Source organism: Micromonospora sp. NPDC049580 (assembly GCF_040675595.1).
Lineage (GTDB): Bacteria > Actinomycetota > Actinomycetes > Mycobacteriales > Micromonosporaceae > Micromonospora.
This window is the reverse complement of sequence record NZ_JBFAPG010000138.1, coordinates 1-12813: the sequence shown is the minus strand read 5'-3', so window position 1 is coordinate 12813 and position 12813 is coordinate 1. Positions and strand designations below refer to the sequence as shown.

The following is a 12813-nucleotide window of genomic DNA, read 5'->3' as shown; positions in this document are numbered from 1 at the left end:
GGCGGCGGCGACGCCTGGTCTGCCCCAGATCTGGGGCAGCTCTACAGGGCCAGGGAGTGGCAGGTGGCGCATCGTCGCCGCCTCAGCCCCGGGGCAGCTCTACGAAGGCCCTGGAGGTGGAGGGGCAGATGGCGCATCGTCGCCGCCCAATCCCGAGGCAGGGCAGCTCTCCGGAGGGCCCCGGAGTAGGAGGGGCAGACCAGACGTCGCCGCCGCCCCACTCGTGGGGCAGCTCTACAGGGGCCGGGGAGGGCAGTCGAGGTCAGCTCGACCTGAGCACATCGCCGATCCAGCCATAAAAAAGTCAGTCTTGACTGTTTGTTTCGGAGGCCGCAGGCTGTTGCCGTGTCCGCCGCATCGACGTCTGCCGCCGCGACGTCTGCCGCCGCGACGTCTGCCGCCGCGACGTCCGCTGCCGCGACGTCCGCCGGCGCGACGCGTGTTCCCCAGCAGGAGCGCAGTCGCGCCACCCAGGCCCGCCTGCTGGAGGCGACCGTCGACTGCCTCATCGATCATGGCTGGTCCGGCACCACGACCACCGTCGTGGCGGCGCGAGCAGGTGTCTCGCGGGGCGCGCAGCTGCACCACTACCCGACGAAGGCCGCGCTGGTCACGGCCGCCGTCGCCCATCTAGCCGAGCGCCGGGCCAACGAGCTGCGCACCGAGGCCGAGGCGTTGCCGGCCGGCCCGCAGCGGCTGGACCGGGTGATCGACCTGCTCGGGGTGGCCTTCACCGGGCCGCTCTTCGTCGCCGCGCTCGAACTGTGGGTGGCCGCCCGCACCGACCCGGAGCTCCGCGACGCCCTGGTCCCGTTGGAGGCGACGGTCGGCCGGGAGATGCACCGGCTCACCGTCGCCCTGCTCGGGGTCGACGAGCGTCGTCCCGGCGTCCGCGAAGCCGTGCAGGCCACCCTCGACCTGCTGCGCGGGCTCGGGGTGGCCAACCTGCTCAGCGACGACTCGGCCCGCCGTGCCGCCCTGCTCGTCACCTGGAAACGCCAGCTCGCCACCCTCCTCACGCCCTGACCCCGGCCACACCGGCCCCGCGCCGACCGGAGGCACCATGGTCGACCTCAGTGACCTGCTCGCGGATCTGGCCGACGAGTCCGCCGACCTGGACGCGCTGGTGGCTCCGCTGCCGGCGGCCGACTGGGCCCGCCCGACCCCGGCGGCCGGCTGGAGCATCGGGCACCAGATCGCCCACCTCGCCTGGACCGACCACGTGGCGCTGCTGGCCGCCACCGATACCGAGGCGTTCTACGCGACGGTGACCGGCGCTCCGGACGTGACGCGGCTGGTGGACGCCGGTGCCGATGGATTCCTCGCCCCGCCCGTCGACTTGCTCGCCCGCTGGCGCGCCGGGCGGGCGGCACTCGCCGACGCCCTGGCCGCCGTCCCGGCCGGCGAAAAGCTGCCCTGGTACGGCACCCGGATGTCGGCCACCTCGATGGCGACGGCCCGGATGATGGAGACCTGGGCACACGGCGAGGACGTGGCCGACGCCGTCGGTGTCGTCCGCCCCGACAGCGACCGGCTCCGGCACGTGGCGCACCTGGGCGTGCGTACTCTCGGGCACGGCTTCGCCGCCCACGGCCGGCCGGCACCGGCGGCGCCGGTCCGGGTCGAGCTGGTCGGGCCCGGCGGTGACATGTGGACCTGGGGTCCGGCGGACGCCGCCGACCGGCTGAGCGGCCCGGCCCGGGACTTCTGCCTCCTGGTCACCCAACGCCGCCACCGCGCGGACCTCGCCCTGGTGGCCACCGGCCCGATCGCCGACGAGTGGCTCGACGTGGCGCAGGCCTTCGCCGGGCCGCCGGGGGCCGGCCGGGCACCGGCCAGCGAAAACGGAGTACGGGCGTGATCCGCATCGGCAACGCCTCCGGCTTCTACGGCGACCGGTTCACCGCCTGGCGGGAGATGCTCGACGGCGGCGAACTGGACGTGCTGACCGGTGACTACCTGGCCGAGCTGACCATGCTGATCCTCGGTCGGGACCGGCTGCGCGACCCCGACCTCGGCTACGCGAAGACGTTCCTGCGCCAGCTGGAGACGTGCCTGGGCACAGCCCTCGACCGGGGGGTGCGGATCGTGACCAACGCCGGCGGGTTGAATCCGGCCGGCCTGGCCGCCGCCATCGAGGCGCTCGCCGGCCGTCTGGGCCTGTCGGCCCAGGTGGGGTACGTCGAGGGCGACGCGCTCCAGCGGCCCGACGCGCTCACCGCGAACGCCTACCTGGGCGCGTTCGGGATCGCCGCCTGCCTCGACGCCGGTGCCAACGTGGTGGTCACCGGCCGGGTCACCGACGCGTCATTGGTGGTCGGCCCGGCCATCGCCCGGTACGGGTGGGGCCGCGACGACCTCGACGAGCTGGCCGGGGCGACCGTCGCCGGGCACCTCCTGGAGTGCGGCGCGCAGGTCACCGGCGGCAACTTCAGCTTCTTCACCGAACTGCCCGACGGCGGCCACCGCCCCGGCTTCCCGATCGCCGAGGTGCACTCCGACGGCTCATCCGTGGTCACCAAGCATCCGGGCACCGGCGGCGCGGTCACCGTGGAGACCGTCACCGCCCAGCTGCTCTACGAGATCGGCGGGCCGGCCTACCTGGGGCCGGACGTGGTCACCCGGCTGGACTCCGTGACGCTGCGCCCCGACGGGCCGGACCGGGTCCGGGTCTCCGGCGTCCGGGGCACCCCGCCGCCGGCAACGCTCAAGGTGGGCGTCAACAACCTCGGCGGCTTCCGGAACTCGATGACGTTCGTCCTCTGTGGGCTGGACATCGAGGCGAAGGCGGCCCTGGTACGGGGGCAGATCGAGGAGGCGGTGGGCAAGGACGGGCTGGAAGTCACGCTGGCCCGCACCGACCACCCGGACGCCGCCGACACCGAGGTGGCCAGCGCCCTGCTGCACGTACACCTGCGCGACAGTGACAAGGCGCGGGCCGGGCGGGCCTTCTCAGCCGCCGCGGTGGAGCTGGCGCTGGCCTCCTACCCGGGCTGCACGCTGACCACCCTCCCGGGCGACGCGACACCGTACGGCGTCTTCACCGCCGACACCGTGCCGCAGGACGAGGTCGCGCACGTCGCGGTCCTGCCCGGCGGTGAGCGGGTGCCGATCGCCCCGCCGTTCCGCACCGTCCCCACCGCGGACGACGAGACCGTACCGGGCGGCGACGCGGCGGTCGACGGCCCGACCCGGCGCGGGGCGCTCGGCGAGCTGGTCGGCGCGCGCTCGGGCGACAAGGGCGGCGACGCCAACCTCGGTGTCTGGGCCCGCAGCGACGCCGGGTACGCGTGGCTGCGCGCCTGGTTGACCGTCGAGCGGCTGGCCGAGCTGCTGCCGGAGACGGCGTCGCTGTCGGTGCGGCGCTACGAGCTGCCGAACCTGCGCGCGGTCAACTTCGTGATCGAGGGCCTGCTCGGGGCCGGGGTCGCCGCGTCCACCCGGTTCGATCCGCAGGCCAAGGCGCTCGGTGAGCTGCTGCGCGCCCGGATCGTCGACCTGCCCGCCGATGTGCCGACGGGGATGGCGCGATGAGCATCGTGGACACCCCCGAACGGCGGCAGCTGCGCGAGTTGACCCGGGCCTTCGTGACCCGGGAGGTGCTGCCGCACCTGGACGACTGGGAGCGGGCCGGCGAGGTCCCCCGGGCCCTGCACGCGACCGCCGCGAAGCTCGGCCTGCTCGGCATCGGCTTTCCCGAGTCGGTGGGCGGTAGCGGCGGTGACCTGCTCGACTCGATCATCGTGACGGAGGAGCTGATCCGCTCGGGCGGCTCGTCCGGTCTGGTAGCGGCCCTGTTCACGCACGGCATCGCGTTGCCGCACATGGTCGCCGCGGCGGGCGCCCGCACCGGCGGGTCGCTGGGCGGCCGGCTCGGCGGCAGCCCGTCGCCCGCCGACGACGGCCTCATCGAGCGGTACGTCCGGCCCACCCTGGCCGGCACGATGATCGGCGCGCTGGCGATCACCGAGCCGGACGGCGGCTCCGACGTGGCCGGCATCCGCACCACCGCCCGCCGCGACGGCGACCACTACGTGGTGAACGGGTCGAAGACCTACATCACCAGCGGGCACCGGGCCGACTTCGTGACCACCGCGGTGTGCACCGATTTCCCCGGCAGCGGTGAACTGACCCTGCTCGTCATCGACAAGGGGTCGCCCGGGTTCACGGTGGGGCGCCGACTGGAGAAGCTGGGCTGGCACTGCTCGGACACGGCGGAGCTGTCCTTCGTCGACGTGCGGGTGCCGGTGGCCAACCGGATCGGCGCGGAGAACACCGGTTTCCTGGCGATCATGCAGCACTTCGCCGCCGAGCGACTGTCGCTGGCGACCCAGGCGTACGCGACCGCGCAGCGCTGCGTCGAGCTGGCGGTGCGCTGGTGCCGGGACCGGGAGACCTTCGGGCGTCCGCTGGCCAGCCGACAGCTGGTCCGGCACCGGCTGGCCGAGATGCACACCCGCGCCGAGGCGGCCCGGTCGTACGTGCACGAGGTGGCCATCCGGGTGGCTCGACCACTCCAGCTCGGCGCGTCTGACGCCGCGCCGCGACCTGGAGCAGTCGCCGGCGAGCCGGTGGTGACCGAGGTGGCGATGGCCAAGAACGTCGCGGTGGCCGCCTGTGACCAGGTCGTCGACCAGGCGTTGCAACTGCACGGCGGCTTCGGCTACCTGCGCGACGCCGAGGTGGAGCGGCACTACCGCGATGCCCGGATCCTCGGCATCGGCGGCGGCACCACCGAGATCATGAACGAGATCATCGCGAAGGGCATGGGCCTATGACGATCCTGGACAGCGCGATCGATCCGGCCGCACCGGGGCACGTGGCGAACCGGGCGGCGTTGCTGGAGCGACTGGCCGAGTTGGACGCCGCGCTGGACCAGGCCCGGGCGGGCGGTGGCGAGAAGTACGTGTCCCGGCACCACAAGCGCGGCAAGCTGCTCCCGCGGGAGCGGATCGAGCTGCTGGTGGACGCCGACAGCCCGTTTCTGGAGTTGTCGCCGGTCGCCGCGTACGGCACGGATTTCCCGGTCGGGGCCAGCGTGGTCACCGGTATCGGCGTGGTCGAGGGCGTGGAGTGCCTGATCGTCGCCAACGACCCGACGGTACGCGGCGGCGCGGTCAACCCGTGGTCGCTCGCGAAGACCCGGCGGGCCGGTGAGATCGCCCTGGCCAACCAGCTGCCGATGGTCAATTTGGTCGAGTCGGCCGGGGCGGACCTGCCCACCCAGGCGGAGATCTTCATCCCGGGTGGTCGGGTGTTCCGGGACCTGACGCGGCTCTCGGCCGCGGGCATCCCCACGGTCAGCGTGGTCTTCGGCAACGCCACGGCCGGTGGCGCGTACGTGCCGGGGATGTCCGACCACGTGATCATGATTCGGGACCGGTCGCAGGTCTACCTGGCCGGGCCGCCGCTGGTGAAGATGGCGACCGGCGAGGTCACCGACGACGAGTCGCTGGGTGGCGCGGCGATGCACGCCGGCACGTCCGGGCTCGCCGACTACCTGGCCGCCGACGAGCGCGACGGCATCCGGCTGGCCCGGCAGTGCGTCCGCCGGCTCAACTGGCGCAAGCACGGCCCGTCGCCGCGCACGGCCGTGCCGCAGCCGCCGAAGTACGACCCGGAGGAGCTGCTCGGCATCGTCAGCTCCGATCTGAAGGTGCCGTTCGACCCGCGCGAGGTGCTGGCCCGGATCCTGGACGGCAGCGACTTCGACGAGTTCAAGCCGGCGTACGGAGACGCGCTGGTCACCGGCTGGGGCGAGCTGCACGGGTATCCGGTGGGGGTGCTGGCGAACGCCCGAGGGGTGCTGTTCAGCGCGGAGGCACAGAAGGCGGCCCAGTTCATCCAGCTCGCGAACGCCTCGGACACCCCGCTGATCTTCCTGCAGAACACCACCGGCTACATGGTCGGCACCGAGTACGAGCAGCGCGGCATCATCAAGCACGGCGCGTTGATGATCAACGCGGTGTCGAACTCGACGGTGCCGCACCTGACGGTGAACCTGGGCGCCTCGTACGGAGCCGGCAACTACGGCATGTGCGGGCGGGCGTACGAGCCGAGGTTCCTGTTCACCTGGCCGAACGCCAAGTCGGCGGTGATGGGCCCGGCGCAGCTTGCCGGGGTGCTGTCCATAGTGGCCCGGCAGGCCGCCGCCGCCCGGGGGCGCTCCTTCGACGAGGAGTCCGACGCGGCGATGCGGATGATGGTCGAGCAGCAGATCGAGTCGCAGTCCGGCGCGCTCTTCCTCTCCGGCCGGCTCTACGACGACGGGGTGATCGACCCCCGGGACACCCGCACCGTGCTGGGGCTCTGCCTCTCGGCGATCCACAACGGACCGGTGAAGGGCGCCGACGGTTTCGGCGTCTTCCGGATGTAGAGGGGCCACTCATGATCAACAGACTGCTCGTGGCCAACCGGGGCGAGATCGCCCGCCGGGTCTTCGCCAGCTGCCGCGCGATGGGTGTGCAGACCGTCGCCGTGCATTCCGACGCGGACGCCGACGCGCCGTTCGTCGCCGAGGCCGACCAGGCGGTGCGGTTGCCCGGAAACACGCCGGCCGAGACGTACCTGCGGGTGGACCTGATCCTGGACGCGGCCCGGCGCAGCGGCGCGGACGCCGTCCACCCCGGCTACGGCTTCCTCGCCGAGAACGCCGAATTCGCGGCGGCGGTGACCGACGCCGGGCTGACCTGGGTCGGGCCGCCGGCCAAGGTGATCGCCGCGATGGGCGACAAGCTGGCGGCGAAGGCGCTGCTCGCCGACGCGGGTGTGCCGATGCTGCCGAGCTGGACCGACGCCGACGAGGTCACGGGCTTCCCGGTGCTGGTGAAGGCGTCCGCGGGTGGTGGCGGGCGGGGCATGCGGATCGTCCGGGCCGCCGCCGAGCTGCCCGAGGCCGTGGCCTCCGCGCGCCGCGAGGCGGCTGCAGCGTTCGGCGACGGCACGGTCTTCATCGAGCGGTACGTCGAGCGCGGCCGGCACGTGGAAGTGCAGATCTTCGGCGACACCCACGGGACGGTGGCCGCCCTCGGTGTCCGGGAGTGCTCGATCCAGCGCCGGCACCAGAAGATCATCGAGGAGGCGCCCGGGGATCTCCCGCCGGGGCTGCGGGAGCGGCTGCACGAGACCGCCGTGGCTGCCGGACGGGCTGTCGACTACGTGGGGGCCGGCACGGTCGAGTTCCTGCTGGCACCGACCGGCGAATTCTTCTTCCTCGAAATGAACACCCGGCTCCAGGTGGAGCACCCGGTCACCGAGTTGATCACCCCGGTCGGGCTGGACCTGGTCCGGATGCAGTTGTTGGTGGCCGAGGGCGCCCCGCTGCCCGAGCACCACCACTACCCCGCCGCGCGCGGCTACGCGATCGAGGTACGGCTCTGCGCCGAGGAGCCGGCGCAGGGCTGGCGGCCCGCCACCGGCACCCTGCACCGCTTCGACGTGCCCGGCGTGGACCGCGAGTTCGGCTGGATCCAGCGGGCGGGCCTGCGGCTCGACTCCGGCGTCGTGGCGGGCTCGGTGGTGGGTGTGCACTACGACTCGCTGCTCGCCAAGCTGATCGCGGTGGCGCCGACCAGGTCGGAGGCGGCCCGCGCGCTGGCGGGCGGGCTGGCGCGGGCCGAGCTGCACGGGGTGGCGACCAACCGCGATCTGCTGGTTCGGGTGCTGCGCAGCCCGGAGTTCGCGGCCGGCGAGATCGACACCGGATTCCTGGACCGGCACCCGGAGGTCTTCGCGCCGCTGCTCCCCGCCGACCGACTCCCGGTCGCCGCGCTCGCGGCGGCGCTGGCCGGTGCCGCGCAGCGTCGGACGGACGCGCCCGTCCTCGCCGGACTTCCCTCGGGCTGGCGCAACGTGCCCGCGGTCCCCCAGACCACCCGCTTCGTCGGGTCGAACGGCGACAAGATCGAGATCCGCTACCGCCTGGACCGGACCGGCGCGCTCGCCGACTGGTCCAGCACGTTGCCAGCCGATGACTCCGCCGAGCGGCCGAAGGTCAGCGACGCCTCCGGATCGGCGAACGCGCCGACCGTGGCGCTGGTCGAGGCGACCCCCGACCGGGTGGTGCTCGACGTCGACGGGGTTCGGCAGGCGTACCGCGTACACCGGGTGGGGTCGGAGGTCTTCGTGGACGGCCCGGACGGGGCGGCGAGCCTCGTCGAGCTGCCGCGTCTCCCGCTGCCCACGGCGGCGGTGGCGGCCGGGTCGCTGCTCGCGCCGCTGCCCGGCGCGGTGACCCGGGTGCACGTCCAGGTCGGCCAGCGGGTCACGGCCGGCGATCCACTGCTCACGCTGGAAGCGATGAAGCTGGAACATCCCGTGCTGGCCCCGACCGACGGCGTGGTCACCGAGCTGCCGGTGCCGGCCGGCGGTCAGGTGCGCACCGGCACCGTCCTGGCCGTCATCGACGGCTCCCCCGCAAGCGGCGACCTGGAGCCGTCGAACCCCGAGGAGGACCCCCGATGACCTTCGACCTCACCCCCGAGCAGGACCAGCTGCGCGACGCCGTGCGGGCGCTGGGCCGCCGGTACGGCCACGGCTACTTCGTCGAGAAGGCGAAGGCCGGTGAGCACACCACCGAGTTGTGGGCCGAGGCTGGACGGCTCGGCTATCTGGGAGTCAACATCCCCACCGAGTACGGCGGCGGGGGCGGCGGCATCACCGAGCTGGCCATCGTCTGCGAGGAGCTGGCGGCGGCCGGCTGCCCGCTGCTGCTGCTGGTGGTCTCCCCCGCCATCGCGGCCACCGTCATCAACCGGCACGGCACCGAGGAGCAGCGCAAGCGGCACCTACCCGGCCTCGCCGACGGCTCGCAGAAGATCGTCTTCGCGATCACCGAGCCGGAGGCCGGCTCCAACTTCCACCGGCTCGGCACGGTGGCCCGCCGCGACGGCGACGACTGGCTGCTCAACGGCCGCAAGTGCTACATCTCCGGGGTCGACGAGGCCGGGCACGTCCTGGTGGTGGCCCGGACCGAGGATTCCTCCACCGGCAAGTTGAAGCCCGCGCTGTTCCTGGTGCCGACCGACGCGGCCGGGCTGACCCGGTCCAAGCTGGACATGGAGATCGTCTCTCCGGAGAACCAGTTCCTGCTCTACCTCGACGACGTGCGGGTGCCCGCCGACGCGCTGGTCGGCGAATCCCTGGACGCCGGCCTGCCCGCGCTCTTCGCCGGGCTCAACCCGGAGCGGATCACGGTCGCCGCGATGGGCGCCGGAACCGGCCGGTACGCCATCGAGCGGGCCAGCGAGTACACCGCCACCCGCAAGGTGTGGGGTGGCCGGAGCATCGGCTCGCACCAGGGGGTGTCGCATCCGCTCGCCCACGCGGCGGTGCAGGTGGAGCTGGCCCGGCTGATGATCCAGAAGGCCGCCACCCTGTACGACGCCGGCCGTGACCTGGAGGCCGGGGTGTCCGGCAACATGGCCAAGTACGCGGCCGGGGAGGCCGCCGCGCTCGCCGTGGACACCGCCGTGCAGGCCCTCGGCGGGGCGGGCATGACCACCGAGTACGGGGTGGCCACCCTGCTCGGCGCGGTCCGGGCCGGCCGGATCGCCCCGGTCAGCCGGGAGATGATCCTGAACTTCGTCGCCCAACACGTCCTCGGTCAGGAGAAGTCCTACTGAGCAGCGGTCAGCCGGGGGAGCGGCAGGCGGCGTCGATGCGGTGCACCGGGCGGACGCGGCGGCCCATCCCCTCCAGCAGCGAATCCTCGATGTGGAAGTCGTGGATCCGCAGCCGGTGCCGGGGCAGCTCCTCCTCGCTCGGGCAGAGCACCTGCGCGCGGACGAGGCCCACCGGCACGTACCGGACTCCACCCCGTTCCTGCAGGATCACCATGTTGACGTCGTCGGTGGTCACCACGTGCCCCCGTACGTCTTCGGTCGGGCCGTTCTCGGCGCCCACAGTGGTGACGGTGAGCGGGAGCACCGGTGTGCTGATCACCGGCAGCGCGGCCCAGACCAGCATGGCCAGCACTGCCACCTCGGTCAGCGACGCCAGCGGTCGGATCACCACGCCGGGTAGCGGCCCGGCGATGAAGAGCGCCAACACCGGCGGCACCACGAGAAGTGCCAGCACCAGCAGCTCACCCTGCCCACCCGCGTCCCGCAGCGTCGGCAGCAGCAGCCAGCCGTACCCGGCGAAGAGCGCGACGATCGCCGACAACCGGGGTACGACCCACTCGTGCAGCCGGTCGGGACGGAGCTGGAACGCGGCGGCGAACGCCGGCAGCAGCAGCGGCAGGTAGAGCAGCGGCCAGGTGAGCAGGGCGAGCAGGAAGCTCGCCAGCACGACCCAGGCCGGGGTGAGATCCGCCCAGCGGGCGAAGAGCGGGCGGCGGCGGGTGCCCGGCGGCAGTCGTTCCACGCTCACGGCCAGCACCGCGCCGAGCGCGAAGACGGCGACCAGTCCGGTGGAGAGCAGCCGGGCCGCCGTGGTCAGGAACCCGGCGAGCAGGTTGACCGGACCGACGTTGGCGACCAGCAGCAGCGTGGTCTGGAGTTCCCCACCCGCCTCCACGCCGAGCCGGAGCACCGAGAAGATCGCCGGTACGCCCACGACCGCCGTCCAGAACGACTGGCTGGCCCGCGCCCGCCGCTCCGCCGGTTCCCACCGCACCGGCACCTGCTCGACGTCGGCGACCGGCACGGCGGGTTCGGCCCGCGGCACCCCGGTCGGCCACCCAACGGCGTCCACCTCGACGTGGTCGGTCGGCACGGAAGGCCGGGGCGGCGGCACCCCGCCGCCGGCGCTCGCGTCACCGGTGGCGGTCGGCACCGTGCTCACCGCCGGGGCGCCTTGTCGTCGAAGTCGACCAGCTTCGGAACCTCAAGGGGTTGCGGCTGAGTCTTCTCGACGCGCAGCCACGGGCCCAGGGTCCGGTTGTACGCCGTCAGCCACGGGCTGGCCTGCCCGTTGCGGCCCTGCTGGTAGCTCTTCTGCAGGAAGAAGGCGACCAGGTCACGCAGCGCCGGATCGCCGATCGGCACGCCGATGCCCAACAGCTCGCTCGTGCCGAAGGGCAGGTCGACGATCTCGAACTCCTTCGGGTACGTGGCCAGGAAGCCCGCGAGGATCGTCTCGTCCGAGCTGACCACGTCGTACCGGCCGGCGCGGATGCCTGTCACGCAATCCCAGACGTCCTTCACCACCAACGCCTTGACCTGGCGCTTCTCCAGCTCACCCTCCGTGGTGGAACCGCCGGTGGTGCAGACCTTGTAGGCCGGGTCGCGCAGGTCCTCAATGGTGCGGATCTTGTCCTTCAGCCGGACCGGCACCAGCACCTCCTGGGTGGTGACGAAGTACGGGCCGGCGAAGCTGACCAGCTTCTTGCGCTCCTCGGTCATCGAGAAGCTGGACACCACCAGGTCGACGGTGCCGCCCTGCAGATACGGGATCCGGTCCTCGGTGGCCGCCGACACGAACTCCAACTGCTGGTCGCCCTCGTAACCGAGGGAGGCGGCGATGTACCTACCGATCTCGACGTCGAAGCCGACGTGCTGGCCGTTGCGGAGGTCGCCCATCAACGGCTCGTTGGTGGCGACACCGATGCGCAGCTTCGACTGCCCGTAGATGTGCGACTCGCGCAGCTTCTCCTGCACCGACGGCAGGTCCGGCTCCTTGCGGCTGTCGCAGCCGGCGGCGGCGGAGAGGGTGAGGGTCAGGGCAACCGCCAGCGTCGTCGCGACCGAGCGGAGCCGGGACTGGGAACTGTGGACGTTCATGGGCGACCTCGCTGACGGAGCAGCCTGCGGAACACCGAGAGTAGCGAGCTGGGTCCACTGCGTGTGCACCCCGACCGGTCGGGTCGGCTGGTCCGTTCGATCAACGCCGATCGGCGCGGCGGATCGCGTCTCCGGTTGACAGCGGGCCCGGTCAGGACATGCTGGAGGGGTGAATCGACTGTCCAGGATCGATGCGCGGATGGTGGCGGCGGTCGCGGCGCCCGGTGCCGTCGCGCTGCTGGCCCTGCTGGTCGTTCTGCGCCGGCAGGACTTTCTCGGTGTCGTTCTCGCACTGCTCTGCGTGCTGCTGGCCATGGTCACCGCGGTCGCCGTGTCCGCCGCCCGCCAGCGCGCCGAACCAGAGCCGGCGGACCAACCGCACGCCACCGCGCCGCCGGAGTTGATGCCGTACGGGATCGACGCGGACACGCTCGACGCCCTGGACAGCCGGGACGCGTTGCGTGCGGTGCGTGACCGGGGACGGGCGCGCGGCGGGTTCAGCGACCGGTGAGCGTGGGCGCGGTGAGCGCGTCGACGCCCCGCCCCGCCAGGCACCGGTAGATCCGGTCGACGTTGCCGTCCACCGGCGGCAACACCTCCAGGTGCCAGCCGACCGGCTCGGCGATCTTCGTGGTCAGTCGGAACGTCGTGGCGCTGCACACCTGCCGTACCGGCTCGGCGGCGATCACCTCGTCGTAGGCCGCGCCGACGAGCGGCACCGGCAGGATGCCCTCGGCGTACGTCTCCCAGGTGTGCCGGCCGTCGCAGGGGACCCGGGCCGCCTCGGCGCGGGCGCCGCGGATGCGCACCGGGCCGAAGCACTCCAGCTCGGGGAGGCAACGGGCACCGCTGGGCAGCGCGGTCGGTGCCCCGGCGCCGGACGCGCAGCCGGGCAGCGGCCCGGTCGCCGGTGCCGCGACCTGGGTCACCGACGGTGACGGGTCGGGCGGCGAACCACTGCTCGCCAGCCAGGCCCCGGTGGTGGCCGAGGCGGCGAGCGCCAGCACTCCGGCGCCGCCGAGGAACCAGCGCCGCCGCCGCGCCCCCCGGTCGAGGACTCCCGCCCCAGCGTCCCCGGCGGCCGGCGCTG

General features: G+C 73.1%; 10 protein-coding genes and 1 pseudogene. 8 read left to right on the top strand and 3 right to left on the bottom strand.

The window, feature by feature from the left end:
• The first annotated feature begins 480 nt into the window (after positions 1-480).
• Genes AB0J68_RS14195 through AB0J68_RS14165 form a run of 7 tightly spaced genes read left to right on the top strand, consistent with a single transcriptional unit; the run spans position 481 to position 9623 of the window.
• On the top strand, positions 481-1026 hold the full coding sequence (locus AB0J68_RS14195; RefSeq protein WP_355065029.1) for a TetR/AcrR family transcriptional regulator: 546 nt from the start codon (positions 481-483) through the stop codon (positions 1024-1026).
• Between the two features lie 37 nt (positions 1027-1063).
• Positions 1064-1861 carry a TIGR03084 family metal-binding protein gene (locus AB0J68_RS14190; RefSeq protein ID WP_355064906.1) on the top strand — a complete coding sequence of 266 codons (798 nt, stop codon included), beginning with the start codon at positions 1064-1066 and terminating at the stop codon, positions 1859-1861.
• Entirely contained in the window at positions 1858-3534 is a 1677-nt protein-coding gene (locus tag AB0J68_RS14185) for an acyclic terpene utilization AtuA family protein (RefSeq protein ID WP_355135818.1), read from the top strand. The genes AB0J68_RS14190 and AB0J68_RS14185 overlap by 4 nt, the downstream gene beginning before the upstream one ends.
• Positions 3531-4778 carry an acyl-CoA dehydrogenase family protein gene (locus AB0J68_RS14180; RefSeq protein WP_354856544.1) on the top strand — a complete coding sequence of 416 codons (1248 nt, stop codon included), beginning with the start codon at positions 3531-3533 and terminating at the stop codon, positions 4776-4778. Before AB0J68_RS14185 ends, AB0J68_RS14180 begins: the two co-directional genes overlap by 4 nt.
• Positions 4775-6376, top strand: a complete 1602-nt coding sequence (locus tag AB0J68_RS14175; protein ID WP_363938755.1) for a carboxyl transferase domain-containing protein — start codon at positions 4775-4777, stop codon at positions 6374-6376. The genes AB0J68_RS14180 and AB0J68_RS14175 overlap by 4 nt, the downstream gene beginning before the upstream one ends.
• 11 nt (positions 6377-6387) lie before the next feature.
• Positions 6388-8463, top strand: coding sequence for a biotin carboxylase N-terminal domain-containing protein (locus AB0J68_RS14170; RefSeq protein WP_363938752.1), 2076 nt, complete (start codon positions 6388-6390; stop codon positions 8461-8463).
• Positions 8460-9623, top strand: a complete 1164-nt coding sequence (locus AB0J68_RS14165; protein WP_354856537.1) for an acyl-CoA dehydrogenase — start codon at positions 8460-8462, stop codon at positions 9621-9623. Before AB0J68_RS14170 ends, AB0J68_RS14165 begins: the two co-directional genes overlap by 4 nt.
• A 7-nt stretch (positions 9624-9630) precedes the next feature.
• Here the strand turns inward: AB0J68_RS14165 and AB0J68_RS14160 are convergent, their stop codons facing one another.
• A complete protein-coding gene (locus AB0J68_RS14160) occupies positions 9631-10785 on the bottom strand; it encodes a hypothetical protein (RefSeq protein ID WP_363938749.1) in 1155 nt (384 codons plus the stop codon).
• Positions 10782-11723 (bottom strand): transporter substrate-binding domain-containing protein, encoded by a 942-nt coding sequence (locus tag AB0J68_RS14155; protein ID WP_354856532.1) that lies wholly within the window; start codon positions 11721-11723, stop codon positions 10782-10784. Before AB0J68_RS14155 ends, AB0J68_RS14160 begins: the two co-directional genes overlap by 4 nt.
• Before the next feature lie 169 nt (positions 11724-11892).
• Here AB0J68_RS14155 and AB0J68_RS14150 point away from each other — a divergent pair, with 169 nt between their 5' ends.
• Positions 11893-12234, top strand: a complete 342-nt coding sequence (locus AB0J68_RS14150) for a hypothetical protein (protein ID WP_355064894.1) — start codon at positions 11893-11895, stop codon at positions 12232-12234.
• Here the strand turns inward: AB0J68_RS14150 and AB0J68_RS14145 are convergent.
• Positions 12221-12813 (bottom strand): annotated as a pseudogene (locus tag AB0J68_RS14145) (serine/threonine protein kinase); the annotation flags it as partial. The gene AB0J68_RS14150 and the pseudogene AB0J68_RS14145 overlap by 14 nt on opposite strands.